Genomic DNA, 17,474 nt, shown 5'->3' on the forward strand with positions numbered 1-17,474 from the left:
ATTCAAGAGATATTAACCTTAACTACTGCAAGAAATTTCTAGTTGTTTGCCCCAATTAGGCGGGGGCGCAGAGAATTTTTGATATTCCTTAATTTCTTGGTACGGTTTTTTTAATGCAGCAATAAACTGGTGAAACATTTCAAAATTCCCCTCTTCTGCTTGGTCTATTACTTGTTGTGCTAAATAATTGCGCAACACAACATGTGGATTATATCGGCACATTTGTGTTTGTCGTTGGATTTGTATTGTACCCTGATTTTTCAGCGCAAAAGTGTATTGTTTAGCCCAATCGTCAAACCGTTCACGATTAATAAACTGCTCTCGCAATTTCTGGTTCTCACCCAATATATCAAATTCACACAGCTGCCTAAATGCCACAGAATAATCCTTTTTTTCAACTGCTAACATCTCTAACCAGGTATTAATAAGCTTGGCGTTGGTTTCACTATTTTCGGTGCTAACTACAAGACCCAATTTGCAATGCATCAGCGTGGAATATTCTTTAAACAAAGTTTCCTCGTAACTGTTAAGCACTTGCTTTATCTGTTCTATTTCTAAATATGGGGTAAAACTCTGTGCTAAGGCATTTAGATTCCAGAGTCCAATCCCTGGCTGACTATCGAAGGAGTACCTACCCTGAGGATCGGAGTGATTGCAGATAAAGGTGGGTTCAAAGTCATCTAAAAATGCATAGGGACCATAATCGAAAGTGATCCCATGAATAGACATATTATCGGTATTCATTACACCGTGGTTAAATCCAAAAGCTTGCCATTTCGCAATTAGCTTTGCAGTATCTTGTACAATTTTTTCAAACATTGCTAGGTATGGATAGTCTGACTGGGAGCATTCAGCAAAGTGGTACTTAAAACAATAGTTAAATAGGTTTTGCAGCTTTTGCGGTTGTTTACTGTGGTAAAAATATTCGAAATGACCAAAACGTAAGTGACTTTGACAGACTCTAATCATCTTAGCCGCGCGCTCTTGTTTTTCGCGATAGACAGGCTCGTCACTGGTTATTAAACATAAAGCCCGAGACGTGGGAATGCCTAAATAATGCAACGCTTCACTGGCTAAGTACTCTCTAATGGTAGAACGCAAAACTGCACGACCGTCAGCAAATCGCGAATAGGGAGTTGGACCTGCACCTTTTAGGTGTAAATCCCAGTGATTATTGTGTTGATCACAAGTTTCCGCCAGTAACAAACCGCGACCGTCCCCTAATTCTGGATTCCAATGGCCGAATTGATGACCACCATATTTTTGAGCTACCGAGCGTTGATTAAGTGCACCGTCTTGTGAATACAGCGCGTTGAATAGATGTGTTTCTTCTTGCCATTGTGCAGGTAGCCCCAATTCATTCGCAAGTTCATGATTAAAAGCAACTAAGTGGGAATTTAGCAATTTAATTGGCTTGACTTCGCTAGCCAGTGCAGTAAGTTCTTCAGCAAAAGAATGATCTAATTTCATTAAGATCGCTTATTCAATAACATAATTTATTTACTCAACCCTCTGAGTGTAAGACTAAGGAACGAACATGATAAAGATTAAGAACAGTGTGTTAACCAGTGTATTTGCCGTTGCTACGGTTTTTTCTCAACCTTTACTAGCAGCTGATATTGCTGCAGGTAAGGCGAAGTCGGTTACTTGTAGTGCTTGTCATGGTAGCAACGGTATTTCTACTATTCCTATGTATCCTAACCTAGCAGGACAAAAAGAGCAGTATTTGGTTTTACAAATAAAGGCATTTCGTGATGGAGAACGAAAAAATATGGTGATGGCGCCTATGGTAGCGAGTTTAAGCGATACTGATATTGCTAATTTAGCAGCCTACTACGCGAGTTTAGATCCTTCAGGAAAATAATTTATTGGAATTAAATAATGGAATGGGATACCACCACTGTTTTAATTCGCAGAGTAAAAAATGACTGAAGACTTTCAAGCAATCACTCGATTTATTGTCGAAATTGAAAAATTAAAAAACGTCGAACGTAAGATTAAACCAGCTGGCTTATCGCGCTATGAAAATAGTGCGGAGCATAGTTGGCAAATTGCGTTGTTGGCGCTGACGCTGTTGCCTTACGCAGAGAAACAAACCGACCCTCTGACAGTAGTGACTATGTTGTTACTACATGACATAGTCGAGATCGATACCGGTGATAAATTTGCATATGATGCTAATCATGATGATTATGAAAATGAACTTTTATCAGCTAAGAGAATTTTTGCGATCTTGCCCGATGAACAACAGCAAACTTATCTGAAGTTGTGGATCGAGTTTGAGCATGCTCAAACTCCAGAAGCGCAATTCGCTAAAGCAATTGACAGATTAATGCCAGTGCTCCAAAACCTGCATAATGGTTGCCAAAGTTGGATTGATCACGATGTGTCGGTGACGCAAATTTTGCATAAAAACGCCGCTATTGAAATAGCTAATCCGCTACTTTGGCAGTGGTTAAAGCGACAAGTCATCGAAGCCGGGGAACGTGTGGGATTGAGTAACTAATAAAAATCACGAATACATACAAATTTTCAAACTAAAGTGGTCTTAGATTAAGTCAGTGCGTATAAACCACTAAATATTCGCTACTTAAGGAGCTAAAGATGATCACACTTCACCACTTAAATAACTCGCGTTCACAACGTATTTTGTGGTTGTTAGAGGAGCTTAACCTTGAATATCAAGTTAAGACCTATCAAAGAGATAAGGTAACGAACCTAGCACCGAACACTTTGACCTTAATTCATCCTCTAGGTAAATCCCCAATCATTACTGATGGCGATATTACTATTGCCGAGTCAGGTGCGATTATTGAATACTTAATTGGGACTTACCACAAAGAAAATGCTCCAGGACAGCTTGTTGACCCAGAGCGAGGCACGGAAGTGCATAGACAATATACTTATTGGCTGCATTTTGCAGAAGGTACTTTAATGCCACCCTTAGTGGCCAAGTTAGTGCTTGATAAGGTTAGAACCAACGCCAAACCATTTTTTGTGAAGATCATAGCAAATAAGATTGTGGATAAGTTAATGGCGTCTTATTACGGTCCGATCATTGCCAAGAATATGGATTATATTGAAAGCCATCTGGCAAATAATCCGTGGTTTGCAGGGGAATATTTAACAGGAGCGGACATACAAATGAGTTTTCCATTAGAGGCCGCTGTTGCTCGAGGTAATACCCAAAACTTCCCTAACATTACTCAGTTTGTAGAAAAAGTCCATGCAAGGTCGGGATATCAGGCGGCTTTAGGCAAGGGTGGAAAGTACGATTATGTTTAGGGGAACACTGCGTATTTTCCATAAGTTCTAATAGGAAATTAAGCACTTAAACGTTAGGTGTAAGTGTTTAATCGCCCTCAATTTCAGTATCAATGGTTAATCCCATCTCTAGCATCAATTGTCTGGCTTCTTTGGGGATAAGTTGGGTATTATCTTTTTCTAAATCTTCATCATCTGGTAAGGGTTGCCCAGTAAAGGCATGTAAAAATGCCTCACAGAGTAATTCCGAATTGGTCGCATGTCGTAAATTGTTTACCTGACGGCGAGTACGTTCGTCGGTTAGCACTTTTAATACCTTCAGTGGAATAGAGACTGTGACTTTTTTCACCATCTCACTTTTTTTGCCATGCTCAGCATAGGGGTGAATATACTCACCGTTCCATTTTGTCGAATTTGCCATAAATGTATTCTTTAGTCTTTCTTATGCATGGAAATTCTAAACAATACCAGCAAAAGGTCAATGATAGACTTCTAAACATCTTGACGGCTCTGCGTGCAAAGTTTACTTTAGACGTCTAAACGGCTAAATACTTTTGGAGTTACCCATGGCGTCTTACGCACAAGGGATAGATGCATTAAATCAATCATTATCAGAGGTGCAGGGGATCGATGTATCCTTTGAATTCTTTCCACCTAAAACCGAATCAATGGAACAAACCTTGTGGAAATCAGTAGAGCGTTTAGCGCCACTTAAGCCATCCTATATGTCTGTGACCTATGGCGCCAATAGTGGTGAACGAGACAGAACCCATGACGTGGTGAAACGCATACAGGCAGAGACAGGGATTCAGGCAGTGCCACATTTAACTTGTGTGGATGCTACCCGAGAAGAGCTCATTGAAATTGCAAAGGATTACTGGCAAAGCGGGATCAGAAAAATAGTCGCATTGCGCGGTGATTTGCCGGACGGAGTTGAAAAACCTCAGTCTTATGCATCTGACCTAGTGGCATTGTTAAAAGAGGTGGCTGATTTTGAAATCGCAGTAGCGGCTTATCCTGAAAAACACCCAGAAGCGCCAAATAGTCAATTCGATTTACTCAATTTGAAGCGAAAAGCCGATGCCGGGGCAACAGAAGCCATCAGTCAGTTTTTCTTTGATGCCGAGGTGTTTTTACGTTTTAGAGATCGCGCCGCTGCTACAGGCATTGACTTGGATATTGTCCCAGGGATTTTACCTGTCACTAACTATCAGACATTACAGCGTTTTGCCGGGTTTACCAACGTACATGTGCCACAATGGCTTCACAAAATGTATGATGGCTTGGATAAAGATGACCAAACTACACGTAACTTGATGGGGGCTAATATTGCTATGGATATGGTTAAAGTCTTGGCCAAAGAAGGTATTAGAAAGTTTCATTTTTATACTTTGAATCGCAGTGAGCTAAGTTATGCTATTTGCCATATGTTAGGCGTTAGAGCAGACTAGTCATATCTTGGCTATTAAGGTTTATTAAAGTACATGCAGGTTAAATCAATAGGGATCGCAAATTTTGGAGAAAGCATGACAACAGCAAAACGATTTTTGCTGTTGTTTTTTGGTCACTGTAAAAAAGATAAAATAACAGTTTCAGCAGGGCATTTAGCTTATGTGTCACTGTTGTCTCTTGTTCCTTTTATTATGGTCTTTTTTAATGTTCTGTCTATGTTTCCGGCTTTTGCAGAAGTGAGAGGCGATTTAGAAGCGTTGATTTTTAGTAGCTTTGTGCCAACAGCTGGTGATCAAGTACAAACTTATATGAGTGAATTTGTTGGCAATGCTTCTAGTATGGGAGCCATTGGGATCCTTTCGCTGGTTATTGTTGCGTTAATGCTTATATCCAACATAGATAAAACCCTAAACAGTATTTGGCAATCGAAGAGTGAACGTCCACTGATCTTTACTTTTGCAATCTATTGGATGGTGTTGACTTTAGGTCCTTTACTTATGGGTTTCAGCGTTATCATGAGCTCCTACCTTGTTGGTTTGGCAACTTATGCTGAAGAATATACCGCAGGTCTTACTACTACCCTATTAAAAACCTTGCCTTTTATTACCTCAGTATTTGCTTTTTTTATTGTTTATATGTTGGTGCCTAACAAAAAAATCTCTCCTAAACATGCCGCATGTGGCGCTTTGGTTGCTGCGTTATTGTTTGAAGCTAGCAAGAAAATATTTGCTATCTACGTAACCAGTTTTCCATCCTATGAACTTATTTACGGCGCGTTAGCGGTTATCCCTATTTTATTCGTTTGGGTTTATTTGTCATGGGTGGTGGTGCTGATTGGTGCAGAGGTGACTCATGTTTTAGAGGTGTTCTTGAACGAAGAATCAGAAGATACCTTTACCGAAGATGATGACGACCTTGCGTCGTCATCATAATTTGGGATTAATTTTGTAAACTAGAAATAAAGTTATTTGATTCAGATATGGCTTTGTTCATTTCTACAATCAACTGATTAATTTCTTTCTTAATGCCATTGAACTCGCCTTGTAGTGCACCTACTGCATTGGCATTAAGGTTATGCTTTAAGTACAGTACGTTGTCTCTTAGAGAAGACAGGATAGGATCCATGGTACTTTCAGCTTTGCGCATAGTGCGAACTAAGGAGGTATAGCGACGTTGGGTATCTTTTAGTTGTTTTTGACTATCGCGCTTGAGTTTAGCGTTGGTGTATTTTTCTAGCTCATCTTCCCATTCATCAAATAGCGCTTCAGCTACACTTTCTACCTTGTCAATGCGATCTGTAAGGGTATTGGCCGATTCTTCACTGGCTTCAAATTGATCTTTAAGCTGTTCATATACATCTTGTAATTCACCGCCATCGAAGTTGATAAGTTGGCTAAATTCATCCAACGCAGAAGTAAATTGTTGCTGTGCATCTTCTTGGGAATCCTTGGCGTCTTCAACGCGGTCTACCAAAATATCTCGTTTTTCAACACCGACTTTTTCCCATGCGGCGTAATAGGCGCTTTGACATCCAGCCAAACATACAAATAATGAGACTAATATTAGTTTTTTCATGATTATCCTTTAAAACGCGCCGCGTCAATAATGGCCCAAATATGAAAAATAAAGCCAAAAAAGGCCATAAAAAATAAAATGCCTGTTGCTGCAAGTGAGTAATTTACACTCACCAAAACAAAAAATATTATGGCAGCTAAAATTCTACCTTGTACTAACTGACCTAAACCCGGAATAAAAAAATTGCAAATTGCGGCAATTACGTTGCCACCTGAACCTTGACCTGACATATTGTGCCTCCACTAAGATAAAGTACTTTTTGTACGCTTTTCGTACACTTTTTTCATGCACTTAGGTAGTAAATTAAAGCATTAGTGAATAATAAACAAATAGGATGTGTAAATTTATATGACTCTACTCTTCCCTGATATCCAACCCTTTGCGAGTGAAATGTTGCAAGTTTCCAATGGGCACTCCTTATATGTGGAACAAGCTGGCAGTCCGAAAGGCATACCAGTGTTGTTTTTACATGGTGGCCCAGGAGCGGGAATTGGTAAAGATTACCGGCGTTTTTTTGACCCTGAAAAATACTGGATCATTGGATTCGACCAAAGAGGATGTGGAAAATCTCTGCCTTTTGGAGAACTGGAAAGCAATAATAGCCATGCCCTAGTAGACGATGTATTAATCATTCAGCAACATTTCAATGTCAAAAAATGGGTGCTATTTGGTGGTTCATGGGGGTCCACTTTAGCGTTATTGGTGGCTATTCGTCAGCCAGAAAGTGTGATTGGACTAATACTACGTGGTATTTTTCTCGCAAGAGAACAGGATTATGATTGGTATTTAGAAGCAACAGGAGGTGCCGCTCAACTGTTTCCAGAATACTATCAGGAGTTTTTAGTGCCAATTAAAGGTAAATCTGCAGATTTATCAATAGTCGATGCTTATTACCAAATATTCAAGAGCGACAATGAAATACAAAAAATGGCGGCAATCAAGGCATGGTGCCTATGGGAAGCCAGAATAAGCCGTCTTCATTGTCGGTTTGACGAGAGTCAATTGATCTCAGATGTTCATAGTGCAATTAGTTTAGCTTTATTAGAATGCCACTACATAAAACACCAGTGTTTTATTCCAGAAAACTTTATTTTGCAAAATATTGATAAAATTCAGCACCTACCCGCAAGTATTATTCACGGCCGTTACGACAGTGTATGTAAAATTGAAGGCGCCTATTCTTTGAGTCAAGTTTGGCAAAACAGTCAGTTGAACATAGTACCTGAATCAGGGCATAGCTCTTCAGAAAAGTTGATTACCCAGGCGCTGTGTTCGGCAAGTCAAGCTATGGCAAAATTTTGGAAAGAGAAACAATGAAAGCGTTAATCCAAAGAGTCAAACATGCAAAAGTAGAAGTTGATGGCAAATGTGTGGGTGAAATAAAACACGGTATATTAGTGTTGTTGGGGATTGAAAAAGATGATGATGAGGCTAAGGCTAAAAAACTGAGTCAGAAAGTGATGAATTATCGTATTTTTTCAGACCAACAAGGCAAAATGAATCTCAATGTACAACAAGTAAAAGGGGAATTACTGATTGTTTCGCAGTTTACTTTAGTTGCTGATACACAAAGTGGTAATCGCCCGAGTTTTTCGAGCGCAGCGCCAGCACAGCTTAGTGAAACCCTGTATCAATATTTCATCAAGTGTTGCAGCGATAATGGCGTACCCTGCCAAACCGGAAGGTTCGCTGCAGATATGCAGGTTTCGTTATTGAACGACGGCCCCGTGACTTTTCAATTACAAGTATAATTTGCTGCTAGTGATTTTATAGTTTCTAATACTTGCTACTGTTGAGACCTAAAGTCTTCAGGCAACTAAATCATTGAGAGCCTTGATAAAATGTATAAAATTGAAACGCCATCTAGCGAACAAGATTTTACAGAGTATTTTGCATTTCGTTGGAAAATGCTAAGAGAGCCTTGGAACTTTCCTGAAGGTTCTGAAAAGGATGAGTACGAACAAGTCAGCCAACACCGGATGATGCGTAACTCAGATGGAGAAGTGATTGCCGTTGGTCGAGTACATATGAATACGGCAGAAGAGGCACAAGTGCGCCATGTTGCAGTTGAAAAAGCTTACCAAGGGAAAGGGCTAGCTAAAATGTTAGTCGCCTCTCTAGAGTCTGTGGCAAGGACTGAGGGGGCGGTACGAATTGTGACCAATAGTACTCAAGCGTCCATAGCGTTATTTACGAGTTTAGGATTTAAAGCTCAAAAAGGCGCCCCGAAAGAACTTGGGGAACAACAACGTCAACAAATGGTAAAAAAATTAAGCGACCCGAGTAGTATTTTATTGCATCCTAAGTGGTGCAAATTGTTGCAAGATACTTGGCATGACACTATCCCTATCAGTGAACAAATGGGGATCAAGTTACATCAGTTTAGCGGTCGTACCCTAGAAACTAGGGCATCTTTGAACAAAAATATTAATCTACATGGCACTATGTTCGCAGGCAGTATTTTTTCTTTAGCCACTTTAACTGGTTGGGGAATGATATTTTTGCAACTCAAAGAGAAAGGGTTGGACGGAGAAATAGTGTTAGGTGATGGCAATATTCATTATCACAAACCGATTACCTTGCAGCCTAGAGCATTGTGTAACATAGAATCATTAACTGGAAAATTTGAACTTCTTGGTAAAAACAAAAAATGTCAAATTAAGCTAAGTGTCGCTATTTTAGACGGCGACAATGCTGTTGCTGAGTTTTCTGGGGTATTCTGGGTTTTACCCATTACCGAATCAGCGGTTGAAGAAGATTCTTAAATTGACAGCAAATTGGGGGAGAGGTAAAAATCTGGAATAAAAAAAGCGCGAAAATCGCGCTTTTAAATAATCATTTGGGCAATTGCGGTTAAGCTGCCATTGCGTTTTGTAGCTTTTTCATCGCATTTTTTTCAATTTGTCGAACGCGTTCCGCAGAAACTTGATATTTATCTGCTAAGTCTTGAAGTGTGGTTTTGTCGTCCGATAACCAGCGCGTTTGAATGATGTGTTGACTACGTTCGTCAAGTGTTTTAATCGCCGAGTATAATCTATCAGATGCATTCGAGTCCCAATCTGAATTAATGACTTCAGATTCTACGTCTTCACTTTTATCTTCAAGAAATTGTACTGGCGCAAAACTACCACTTTCATCATCATCAGCAGATAAGTCAAATGCCTGATCATGACTGCTCATACGAGCTTCCATCTGCAGTACTTCTTTAGTACTAACGCCTAAATCTTCTGCTACTTTTTGTACTTCAGCATGGGTAAACCAACCAAGGCGTTTTTTATTCTTACGAAGGTTGAAAAACAACTTACGTTGGGCTTTAGTCGTGGCAACTTTAACAATGCGCCAATTCTTCAATACAAATTCATGTATCTCGGCTTTTATCCAATGCACTGCAAAAGAAACCAAACGAACACCTACTGTTGGATCAAAGCGTTTCACCGCTTTCATCAAACCAATATTGCCCTCTTGAATCAAATCAGCCTGAGGCAAACCATAACCTGAATACGATTTTGCGATGTGCACTACAAAACGTAAGTGAGACATAATTAGCTTTCTTGCCGCTTGTAAGTCATCGTCTTGTTGTAAACGTTCAGCCAAAGCTCGCTCGTCTTCAGCACTAAGCATATTAATGCCACTTACAGCTTGGACATAAGTTTCAATGCTACCCGTTTGCGGAACGGTTAACGTTAGTGCGCGTAAATCTGTACTCGTACTCATAGATACCTCGTATTACACCTTGCTCGCGATTCTAGCAAAAAAGACATTGCTCCGCGACTCTAATTCATTTCGCAAACTCTCTATACGTTTGCTCTAACTTAGTAGACCGCCACAATCGTAAAAAATTCCAATTCGGATATCCGAATAGATGTTGTGGCGTAATCTATCTTTTCAAGTCGTGTTATAAAATTAGAATATTGTTTGCTGAAAAAGCACAATAGTTTCATTTTTACGGGCCAATCCAAATAATGGCTTTATTTCGTAATAAGTAGACTATTAGAAAGGCGGTTAATTTATGTTTTCGTAGGTTGCGCGTCAAGGCATTTTAGAGATAAATGGCAACTTAATTTTAAGTATTGTTTTTTAATGGAGAAAGAGCAAGTCAAACCTTTACCCTAAAGCGTTTTGACATAGAAACAAGGCTGCATCATTTGAGGTTAGATAACTGACGCTATTTTATTCAATAAGCCTAGTTTGCTAGTTTTTTTTATGCTTTTAGCGACTAAAATAGTAAAGATTACGTATCAGTTAGTAGAACAGCAATTTTGTGTGTGCTTAGGTTTAATACTAAATGATTAGAAAACAGTCTATTCATCCCCCTTTTCTTTAGTGTTATGATGTCTAAAATACAATCGTTGTTCAAAAAAATGGTCCGTTATTGTTGACCTAACGATAACCCATAATAATAAAAAATTAGACAGGACGTATATGTTTGCTTTTATAGCTCGCCAACCAATATTGGACAGAAACAAAGAAGTTTTTGCGTATGAGCTTTTTTTTAGAGATGGCAAAAATAACTGTTATCCTGAAGTTGAAAGAGATGAGGCAACTTCCAAACTGATCGCCAAAAATTATCAGACCCTCAATTTAGATGATATATCTTGCAACAAAAAGTCACTTATTAATTTTCAATCTGAAACATTAATGAGCGGTCTGCCCGCTTCTCTTGACCCAGAAAATGTAGTGGTGGAGTTAGTGACCGGGCGCAATGAAGATAGTAGCCTCTTAGATGTGTGCAAACATGTAAAAAACATGGGTTATAAAATTGCGTTGGAAGATTGTCGACTAAAGCCTAGTTGGGATGACTTTATACCCTATGTTGACATGCTAAAAGTCAATTCTAATCACGAAAATTTGGATTTCTTCGAAAAAAATGTAAACCGATTTATTGATGCAAATGTACAACTGATTGCAGACAAAGTTGAAACCCAGCAGAGTTTTAGTATTTTTAGGGACATGGGGTTTGACTATTTCCAAGGCTACTTTTTTGCCCGGCCTATGTCTGTTTCGAGTAAAAATATTCCTACCTCCAAGCTTACTTTAGTCGAACTGATGGGGGCTAGTTCTAGCGAATCGTTTGATATTGAAAGCATTAATAGCGTGATTGAGCACGATGTGGGTTTGTCGTATATGTTGTTACGCTTTATTAATAACCCAATGATCAATAAACGCTACAAAATTACGTCATTACGCCATGCTTTGAATTATATGGGCGAAGTTGAAATTAAGAAGTTTATAGCTTTGTTGGCTTTGGCAAACTTATCAGATGACAAACCTTTAGAGTTACTACATTTGTCTCTCGTTCGCGGAAGGTTTTGTGATCTAGTTGGAACTGAAAAAAATATCGGCAATAACCCTCCCACCGCCTTTTTAGTCGGGCTGTTTTCATTGCTTGATGCTTTGCTTGATCAACAAATGGAGTCTTTGATTGAAAAACTACCTCTAGTTGATGAAGTAAAAGAGGCGCTCTGTGGGGGACAGAATGATCTATCCATGTACCTAATGTTAGCTAAGGCTTTTGAAAGTGGTAACTGGTTGAAGGTGATTAGGATTTCTAAAATTCTAGAATTAGATCAAAAGCTACTCCATAGCCTATTTAATGAAGCGATTCTTTGGGGGAATGGTGTTCGACGTTCAATATCCCCGCATTTCCCAGCAACAAAAACATAGAAATTTTAGACAGGACTGCCTAGTCGTATGAATCAGTTGTTCAAAGAGCATCTAGTGGTGGCACAGAATGCGTCTGGCAGAAACATGAATGTGCCTATGTATCGGTTTGTTGGTGCCAAGCCAGGGCCTAAGGTTTATATACAAAGTTCGATTCACGGCGCTGAAGTGCAAGGCAATGTAGTTATTTATCAACTTGTCCAGTGGCTTAAAACTTTGCCTATTTGTGGTGAAGTATTGTTGGTACCTAACTGCAACCCGGTTGGGACTAATATCAAGGCGGGGGAGTATACCTTAGGGCGTTTTGACCCTGTTAATGGTACAAATTGGAATCGTGGTTACTACTATGACGATGCCTTTATTCGTAAATTTGCACGCAGCATTGAAGATGAGGAATCTGTAGAGTCAATCAAATCTCGATTTCGCCTAGAAATGAAACAGCAATTGCAAACTCGATTAAGCGAAACTTGGGGGGTTGGATTAGCTCAGCATCTCAATCTAAAGTTGCAACAATTAGCGTTTGATGCAGATTACGTGCTTGATTTGCATAACGGGCCAGTGTCAACGCGGCACCTTTATGTGCCTGAGTATGCGAAGGAATCTGCTAGTTTATTCAACATTCCACATGTCATATTTATGCCTAATGTGTTTTCAGGTGCGTTAGATGAAGCCACATTCTGCCCTTGGTGGTTGCTGGCAGATTTAGTGAGTAACAAACGCCAAAAGACAGTTGATTTTACCGTTGAGGCGTTCACTTTGGAAATGGGTAGCCAAGAAGTGATTAGTTTCACAGAAGGTGAATATGACGCAAAAAGTATTCTAGCGTATTTAACGGCAAAAGGATGTTTACCTAATAGCACCATTATCCCAGAAAAGATGTCACGTAAAGCGGTCATGCTACGCCATTATAAGACACTCTTTACCCGGCAGGGTGGCATTGTAGAGTATATCGTTAAGCCAGGCGAGGTTGTACAAAAGGGAGAGGTATTAGCTAGAGTGCTCAATGTGGATAATCTTGATACCGACGAGGCGACAACAGAAATACTCGCGCCATGTGATTTGGTGGCTATTCTACATTTTCCTTCAGCTTCGGTGTTAAGTGGTACTCAATTGTATAAGTGTTTTACTGAGTATTTTGAGCTGTAAGGGCATAACGAAAGTAATTTAACGCGACTTATACCTTAGGCAGTTCTGTGCCATTTATTTGGTTATAAATTAATGCAGTTTCAACATGGTTTACTTCTTTTCTTGCCGTAATAGCGTTAAATACAAAGTCTCGTAAATGTTCTGTGTCTCTTAAGCTCGCATGCAATAAAAAGTCATTTTCTCCTCCCATGTGATAAAGACTTATCACCTCGGGTAAATTAGCTAACTGCTTTTGAAAGGTATCCACAGTAGGGCGACTATGATTAGAAAGGCGGATAGAAACCATCACCTGAATATTGCCGCCTAAGGCTTTAAAGTCGACGCTTAATTGCGCCCCCTTAATGACCTGCTCAGTTTGCAACTTTTTAATTCTTTCAAGGCATGAAGAAGGGGCAAGGCCCACTGATACAGCAATATCTTTATTGTTCATTCTGGCGTCTTTGTATAACGCGGCCAAAATAGCAATATCTGTTTTATCTAAAGGACGTTTTGTCATTCTACTTTGCCAGGGCACAAAGTGCCCAATACTGCCCCTTTTTTAGCTCCGGTGACACTGGCAATACTGCCATGTATATTATTAACATGCGCATAGGCTAGCCACGCAAAGGCCATAGCTTCTACTGCATCCGCTTCAACACCTAACTCATCTGTTGTGAATAGCTCACATTCATGTAGCTCGGACTCTAGTTCTTCTACAAGAAATTCATTTCGCGCCCCACCACCGCAGAGATACACTTGCTCTACATCTTTAAATTGTAAAACTTGTTTGGCAATGGTGTGGGTGGTCAGCATAACTAAAGTCGACTGCACTACCTGTGGATCAACCTCTCGAGATAAATTAGCTAGGTTTTGTTGTAGCCACGGAAGGTTAAATTGCTCCCGACCCGTGCTTTTAGGTGTCGGCAAACTAAAATAGGGATGCGAGCACAACAGTTGTAATAACTCGGTATCGGCGGAGCGTTGTGCTGCCCATTGGCCTTTTTCATCATAATCTTTGCCAGTATGTAGTTTACACCAAGCGTCTAACAAGGTATTTCCAGGGCCTGTATCGTAGCCAATAATGGCATCACAATCCCGTTGTGGAAGGTAAGTGATATTGGCTATGCCACCAATATTAATTACCACTCTAGATTTATTTGGACTGGCGAATACGGCTTTGTGGAATGCCGGCACCAAGGGGGCTCCTTGACCGCCTAAGGCCATGTCTTTACGTCTAAAATCGGCGATTACATCAATACCTGTCAGTGCGGCTAGGGTGTTGGGATCGCCAATTTGTATACTGAAACAATGTTCTCCATGTGGAATATGACGAACTGTTTGTCCATGAGAACCGATTGCTCTAACTTGATCGGGACGAACATAGTTGTCTTTGAGTAATTGTAGAGATGCTTCAGCAAATACTTCAGCTAACGCCCTGTCGGCGCGTCCCATGCGTTCTATTTCATTTTCGCTAGGTGCACATAGCCTATGTAACTCAGCACACAAAGCTGCAGAAAAAGGAAAGGTTTGACAGTCTAGCAGTCGGGGTTGAGAGCCTGAAAAGTCGACTAATGCAACATCCACCCCATCAATACTGGTACCAGACATTAGTCCTAGGTATAGCTGTGGCATAACAGGCCTTAATTCATTGCTAACATTATACGTTTGTTATTATTTAGCTGCTGCAATCTGTTTTTAGCAATATCGATAAATTTTTGTTTTTCTTTATTTTCAATGGGTTGCGCTTTCGGTAAATCTACAGTGCGTGGATTGCGATGCACACCGTCTACTAAAAATTCATAATGCAAATGCGGACCAGAAGCTAGACCTGTCGAGCCAACAGTTCCTATCAATTGCCCTTGCTTAACGGTTTGCCCTCTTTTAACTTTACGCTTGGTAAAGTGTAGATATTTGGTTACATATTTTTCACCGTGTTGGATAAAAACATGATGACCGTTGTATTTGTCATAGCTTGATTTGATGACTTTACCATCACCTGCGGCGATAACTGGGGTGCCACGATCTGCTGCATAGTCTACGCCTCGGTGAGCCTTCCAGCGTTTTTGAACAGGGTGAAAACGGCGCTTTTTAAAGCTTGAACTAATGTATCTGAAGTTAACCGGTGCGCGCAAAAAACTCTTACGCATACTACGACCTTCAGGGGTGTAGAAATTACCATCTTGATAACGAATGGCAGTGTAGGTTTCGCCTTGATTGACAAACTGCGCGGCTACTATGTCGCCATTTTCAATGAACTCTCCATTAATGTAATGCTCTTCAAACATTACATAAAAACTGTCGCCAGCTCTCAGGCCTAAAGCAAAGTCGATATCCCAACCAAAAATGCCGGCTACTTGCATGATTTGGTTATTGGATAAATTGGCCTTTAAGCCCGCATTCCAAAAACTGTTGGTGACATCACCTTGGGTGTAATTTAAACGGGTATCTACTTCAAGAGTTTCAATTGTACTTGTGAAAGCGTTGTCTTCAGCTTTGGTAATGACTAATGTTTCGGTGTTTGTATAGGGATAATGTAAGGATACTAACTGACCTAATGGGTCAATTTGTAATTCTAAAACGTCACCAGGCATTATCTTTAGTAATTTTTTTGCTTGAGTTCCCGCTTTGCTGACATGGTAAGTTTGTTGAGGAGACAGGCCAACGCGTTTAAATATTGTGGCTAAGTTGTCCCCCTTTTTGACAACTACAGACTGAGGGGTGTTCATTTCCTCTACAATAGAAAAGTCTTCTACTTTGAAATTATCAAAGTTAACATCTAAATCGTATCGTTTACCAATTTCTAAAGTCGTGGCAGCGTTTTTGATAGCACTCACGGGTTTAGAGGGAAAAAGAATCAAAACGAACAAAAATCCCGCTACCCCAGATATAAACCATCTGTGCGGTTTAGGCATATTATTAAAGGTCTTTTTAATCACAAACACACTACACTTTTTCGAACATAACTGCAGAATATATGGATTACCAAGGATTTTCCAGTTAAGGGTGGTTTTTTGAGTAGTTTATTAGGTGTAGCTAATCACTTTAAGTTATTGTTAAAAATACTATTGCCCTTTCATTGCAAGGGCTTGCCAAGTAAAATGTTCACAACGAATTAAATAGTAGATTTTTAACAAGGTTACAAAAATGTCAGATTGGCAAAGTGCAATGGCTGAAATTCAGCGCGGAGCAGAAGAAATATTAATAGAAGACGAACTGATTGCCAAACTAAAAACTGGCAAGCCTCTAAAAATCAAAGCGGGATTTGATCCAACTGCTCCAGATTTGCATTTAGGTCATACCGTATTAATCAACAAGTTGCGCACTTTTCAGCAGCTAGGCCATGAGATTATCTTTCTGATTGGCGATTTTACCGGCTTGATAGGTGATCCAACTGGTAAAAATGTCACTAGAAAACCTCTGACGAAGGAAGACGTATTAGCTAACGCTGAAACCTACAAAGAACAAGTATTCAAAATACTTGACCCTGAAAAAACAACCATTAGTTTTAATTCACAGTGGATGGATAAGTTGGGCGCTGCAGGAATGATTAAACTAGCCTCTAATCAAACTGTAGCAAGGATGTTAGAGCGTGATGATTTTAAAAAACGTTATGCTGGTGGTCAACCTATTGCTATCCATGAGTTTCTTTATCCATTAGTGCAAGGTTGGGATTCTGTTGCCTTAAAAGCAGATGTTGAACTCGGTGGTACCGATCAAAGATTTAATCTACTGATGGGCAGAGAGTTGCAAAAATCAGAAGGTCAAAGTCAGCAAACCGTATTGATGATGCCGTTACTTGAAGGTTTAGATGGCGTTCAAAAAATGTCGAAGTCTTTGGGTAATTACATAGGGATCACCGATGCGCCTAATGACATGTTTGGAAAAATTATGTCTATTTCTGATGATTTAATGTGGCGCTATTATGATTTATTGAGCTTTAGGCCTAAGAAGGACATCGAACTCATTAAACAACAAGTTGCAGGTGGTTTAAATCCTAGAGATACAAAAATTGAGTTGGCGAAAGAGATAATTGCGCGTTTCCATACCCAACAAGATGCTGACGCGGCTCACCAAGATTTTATCCAACGTTTTCAGAAAAATGCCATACCTGATGAAATGCCGGAGTTTGAATTTGTCGTACCCAGTGAAGGTTTGATGATCGCCAACGTTCTTAAAGAAACAGCCTTAGTTAATTCGACCTCGGATGCAATGCGCATGATCAAACAAGGGGCGGTTAAGCTAGATGGCGAAAAAGTAGATAACGTTAAACATCAGTTTACTGAAGCTTTGCAGGTGGTTTTGCAGATCGGCAAGCGTAAATTTGCTCGTATAACTTTTAAATAAACACCTAGGGCCAATTTTTATTGAGGTTGGCCCAACCCTTTAAAATGCCCAGA

The 17,474-nt window shown here is 39.9% G+C and carries 19 protein-coding genes; 11 read left to right on the forward strand and 8 right to left on the reverse strand.

Annotated elements, in window-relative coordinates; all coding sequences use genetic code 11:
• Window positions 1-18 precede the first annotated feature (18 nt).
• A complete protein-coding gene (locus KO534_RS02445; protein WP_215926839.1) occupies window positions 19-1,470 on the reverse strand; it encodes a protein adenylyltransferase SelO in 1,452 nt (483 codons plus the stop codon).
• Window positions 1,471-1,537: 67 nt separating this feature from the next.
• Between KO534_RS02445 and KO534_RS02450 the strand changes: the two genes are divergently transcribed.
• From KO534_RS02450 to KO534_RS02460, 3 genes are all read left to right on the forward strand, one after another.
• Window positions 1,538-1,864, forward strand: a complete 327-nt coding sequence (locus KO534_RS02450) for a c-type cytochrome (protein ID WP_215926841.1) — start codon at window positions 1,538-1,540, stop codon at window positions 1,862-1,864.
• Window positions 1,865-1,924: 60 nt separating this feature from the next.
• Window positions 1,925-2,506, forward strand: coding sequence for an HD domain-containing protein (locus KO534_RS02455; RefSeq protein ID WP_215926843.1), 582 nt, complete (start codon window positions 1,925-1,927; stop codon window positions 2,504-2,506).
• 98 nt (window positions 2,507-2,604) lie between these two features.
• Window positions 2,605-3,285: a glutathione S-transferase gene (locus KO534_RS02460; RefSeq protein ID WP_215926845.1), complete on the forward strand. Its 681-nt coding sequence runs from the start codon at window positions 2,605-2,607 to the stop codon at window positions 3,283-3,285.
• A 67-nt stretch (window positions 3,286-3,352) separates the two neighbouring features.
• Here the strand turns inward: KO534_RS02460 and metJ are convergent, their stop codons facing one another.
• Window positions 3,353-3,685, reverse strand: a complete 333-nt coding sequence (gene metJ, locus KO534_RS02465; RefSeq protein WP_215926847.1) for a met regulon transcriptional regulator MetJ — start codon at window positions 3,683-3,685, stop codon at window positions 3,353-3,355.
• 145 nt (window positions 3,686-3,830) lie between these two features.
• Here metJ and metF point away from each other — a divergent pair, with 145 nt between their 5' ends.
• Together metF and KO534_RS02475 are read left to right on the forward strand one after the other, a co-directional pair.
• Window positions 3,831-4,715, forward strand: a complete 885-nt coding sequence (metF, locus tag KO534_RS02470; RefSeq protein ID WP_215926849.1) for a methylenetetrahydrofolate reductase — start codon at window positions 3,831-3,833, stop codon at window positions 4,713-4,715.
• A gap of 75 nt (window positions 4,716-4,790) precedes the next feature.
• Window positions 4,791-5,648 (forward strand): virulence factor BrkB family protein, encoded by an 858-nt coding sequence (locus KO534_RS02475; protein ID WP_252731916.1) that lies wholly within the window; start codon window positions 4,791-4,793, stop codon window positions 5,646-5,648.
• A 7-nt stretch (window positions 5,649-5,655) separates the two neighbouring features.
• Here KO534_RS02475 and KO534_RS02480 read toward each other — a convergent pair whose 3' ends face one another.
• Complete coding sequence (locus tag KO534_RS02480) at window positions 5,656-6,291, reverse strand: DUF2959 domain-containing protein (RefSeq protein ID WP_215926853.1); 636 nt, start codon at window positions 6,289-6,291, stop codon at window positions 5,656-5,658.
• A 2-nt stretch (window positions 6,292-6,293) separates the two neighbouring features.
• Window positions 6,294-6,521 (reverse strand): hypothetical protein, encoded by a 228-nt coding sequence (locus KO534_RS02485; protein ID WP_215926855.1) that lies wholly within the window; start codon window positions 6,519-6,521, stop codon window positions 6,294-6,296.
• 118 nt (window positions 6,522-6,639) lie between these two features.
• On the opposite strand from KO534_RS02485, the gene pip reads away from it, so the two are divergent.
• From pip to KO534_RS02500, 3 genes are all read left to right on the forward strand, one after another.
• Complete coding sequence (gene pip / locus KO534_RS02490) at window positions 6,640-7,608, forward strand: prolyl aminopeptidase (protein WP_215926857.1); 969 nt, start codon at window positions 6,640-6,642, stop codon at window positions 7,606-7,608.
• A complete protein-coding gene (gene dtd / locus KO534_RS02495) occupies window positions 7,605-8,042 on the forward strand; it encodes a D-aminoacyl-tRNA deacylase (RefSeq protein WP_215926868.1) in 438 nt (145 codons plus the stop codon). Before pip ends, dtd begins: the two co-directional genes overlap by 4 nt.
• A 90-nt stretch (window positions 8,043-8,132) precedes the next feature.
• A complete protein-coding gene (locus KO534_RS02500) occupies window positions 8,133-9,056 on the forward strand; it encodes a bifunctional GNAT family N-acetyltransferase/hotdog fold thioesterase (protein ID WP_215926870.1) in 924 nt (307 codons plus the stop codon).
• A gap of 88 nt (window positions 9,057-9,144) precedes the next feature.
• Here KO534_RS02500 and rpoH read toward each other — a convergent pair whose 3' ends face one another.
• Window positions 9,145-10,005 carry an RNA polymerase sigma factor RpoH gene (rpoH, locus tag KO534_RS02505; RefSeq protein WP_215926872.1) on the reverse strand — a complete coding sequence of 287 codons (861 nt, stop codon included), beginning with the start codon at window positions 10,003-10,005 and terminating at the stop codon, window positions 9,145-9,147.
• Window positions 10,006-10,713: 708 nt separating this feature from the next.
• Between rpoH and KO534_RS02510 the strand changes: the two genes are divergently transcribed.
• Together KO534_RS02510 and KO534_RS02515 are read left to right on the forward strand one after the other, a co-directional pair.
• The gene (locus tag KO534_RS02510) at window positions 10,714-11,955 is read left to right on the forward strand and encodes an EAL and HDOD domain-containing protein (protein WP_215926874.1); all 1,242 of its coding nucleotides are present in this window, start codon (window positions 10,714-10,716) and stop codon (window positions 11,953-11,955) included.
• Between the two features lie 27 nt (window positions 11,956-11,982).
• Window positions 11,983-13,098, forward strand: a complete 1,116-nt coding sequence (locus KO534_RS02515; protein ID WP_215926876.1) for a succinylglutamate desuccinylase/aspartoacylase domain-containing protein — start codon at window positions 11,983-11,985, stop codon at window positions 13,096-13,098.
• 28 nt (window positions 13,099-13,126) lie between these two features.
• Here KO534_RS02515 and KO534_RS02520 read toward each other — a convergent pair whose 3' ends face one another.
• The 3 genes from KO534_RS02520 to KO534_RS02530 are packed head-to-tail and all read right to left on the reverse strand — an operon-like array spanning window position 13,127 to window position 16,013.
• Entirely contained in the window at window positions 13,127-13,594 is a 468-nt protein-coding gene (locus KO534_RS02520; protein WP_215926878.1) for an Lrp/AsnC family transcriptional regulator, read from the reverse strand.
• Window positions 13,591-14,709: an anhydro-N-acetylmuramic acid kinase gene (locus KO534_RS02525; protein WP_215926880.1), complete on the reverse strand. Its 1,119-nt coding sequence runs from the start codon at window positions 14,707-14,709 to the stop codon at window positions 13,591-13,593. The genes KO534_RS02520 and KO534_RS02525 overlap by 4 nt, the downstream gene beginning before the upstream one ends.
• Window positions 14,710-14,717: 8 nt before the next feature.
• Window positions 14,718-16,013 (reverse strand): peptidoglycan DD-metalloendopeptidase family protein, encoded by a 1,296-nt coding sequence (locus KO534_RS02530; RefSeq protein ID WP_215926882.1) that lies wholly within the window; start codon window positions 16,011-16,013, stop codon window positions 14,718-14,720.
• A 208-nt stretch (window positions 16,014-16,221) separates the two neighbouring features.
• Between KO534_RS02530 and tyrS the strand changes: the two genes are divergently transcribed.
• Window positions 16,222-17,421, forward strand: a complete 1,200-nt coding sequence (gene tyrS / locus KO534_RS02535; RefSeq protein ID WP_215926884.1) for a tyrosine--tRNA ligase — start codon at window positions 16,222-16,224, stop codon at window positions 17,419-17,421.
• The last annotated feature ends 53 nt before the right edge of the window (window positions 17,422-17,474 follow it).

It is taken from the genome of Paraglaciecola arctica, from assembly GCF_018861065.1.
GTDB classification, from domain to species: Bacteria; Pseudomonadota; Gammaproteobacteria; order Enterobacterales; family Alteromonadaceae; genus Paraglaciecola; species Paraglaciecola arctica_B.

Excerpts from the sequence above, each read along its gene's own strand:
- KO534_RS02480 (WP_215926853.1), bottom strand. The coding sequence starts at position 6,291 with ATGAAAAAACTAATATTAGTCTCATTATTTGTATGTTTGGCTGGATGT.
- metJ (WP_215926847.1), bottom strand. The coding sequence starts at position 3,685 with ATGGCAAATTCGACAAAATGGAACGGTGAGTATATTCACCCCTATGCT.
- rpoH (WP_215926872.1), bottom strand. The coding sequence starts at position 10,005 with ATGAGTACGAGTACAGATTTACGCGCACTAACGTTAACCGTTCCGCAA.
- KO534_RS02460 (WP_215926845.1), top strand. The coding sequence starts at position 2,605 with ATGATCACACTTCACCACTTAAATAACTCGCGTTCACAACGTATTTTG.
- KO534_RS02520 (WP_215926878.1), bottom strand. The coding sequence starts at position 13,594 with ATGACAAAACGTCCTTTAGATAAAACAGATATTGCTATTTTGGCCGCG.
- KO534_RS02475 (WP_252731916.1), top strand. The coding sequence starts at position 4,791 with ATGACAACAGCAAAACGATTTTTGCTGTTGTTTTTTGGTCACTGTAAA.
- KO534_RS02455 (WP_215926843.1), top strand. The coding sequence starts at position 1,925 with ATGACTGAAGACTTTCAAGCAATCACTCGATTTATTGTCGAAATTGAA.
- KO534_RS02500 (WP_215926870.1), top strand. The coding sequence starts at position 8,133 with ATGTATAAAATTGAAACGCCATCTAGCGAACAAGATTTTACAGAGTAT.
- KO534_RS02445 (WP_215926839.1), bottom strand. The coding sequence starts at position 1,470 with ATGAAATTAGATCATTCTTTTGCTGAAGAACTTACTGCACTGGCTAGC.
- KO534_RS02515 (WP_215926876.1), top strand. The coding sequence starts at position 11,983 with ATGAATCAGTTGTTCAAAGAGCATCTAGTGGTGGCACAGAATGCGTCT.
- KO534_RS02450 (WP_215926841.1), top strand. The coding sequence starts at position 1,538 with ATGATAAAGATTAAGAACAGTGTGTTAACCAGTGTATTTGCCGTTGCT.
- metF (WP_215926849.1), top strand. The coding sequence starts at position 3,831 with ATGGCGTCTTACGCACAAGGGATAGATGCATTAAATCAATCATTATCA.
- dtd (WP_215926868.1), top strand. The coding sequence starts at position 7,605 with ATGAAAGCGTTAATCCAAAGAGTCAAACATGCAAAAGTAGAAGTTGAT.
- pip (WP_215926857.1), top strand. The coding sequence starts at position 6,640 with ATGACTCTACTCTTCCCTGATATCCAACCCTTTGCGAGTGAAATGTTG.
- KO534_RS02485 (WP_215926855.1), bottom strand. The coding sequence starts at position 6,521 with ATGTCAGGTCAAGGTTCAGGTGGCAACGTAATTGCCGCAATTTGCAAT.
- tyrS (WP_215926884.1), top strand. The coding sequence starts at position 16,222 with ATGTCAGATTGGCAAAGTGCAATGGCTGAAATTCAGCGCGGAGCAGAA.
- KO534_RS02525 (WP_215926880.1), bottom strand. The coding sequence starts at position 14,709 with ATGCCACAGCTATACCTAGGACTAATGTCTGGTACCAGTATTGATGGG.
- KO534_RS02510 (WP_215926874.1), top strand. The coding sequence starts at position 10,714 with ATGTTTGCTTTTATAGCTCGCCAACCAATATTGGACAGAAACAAAGAA.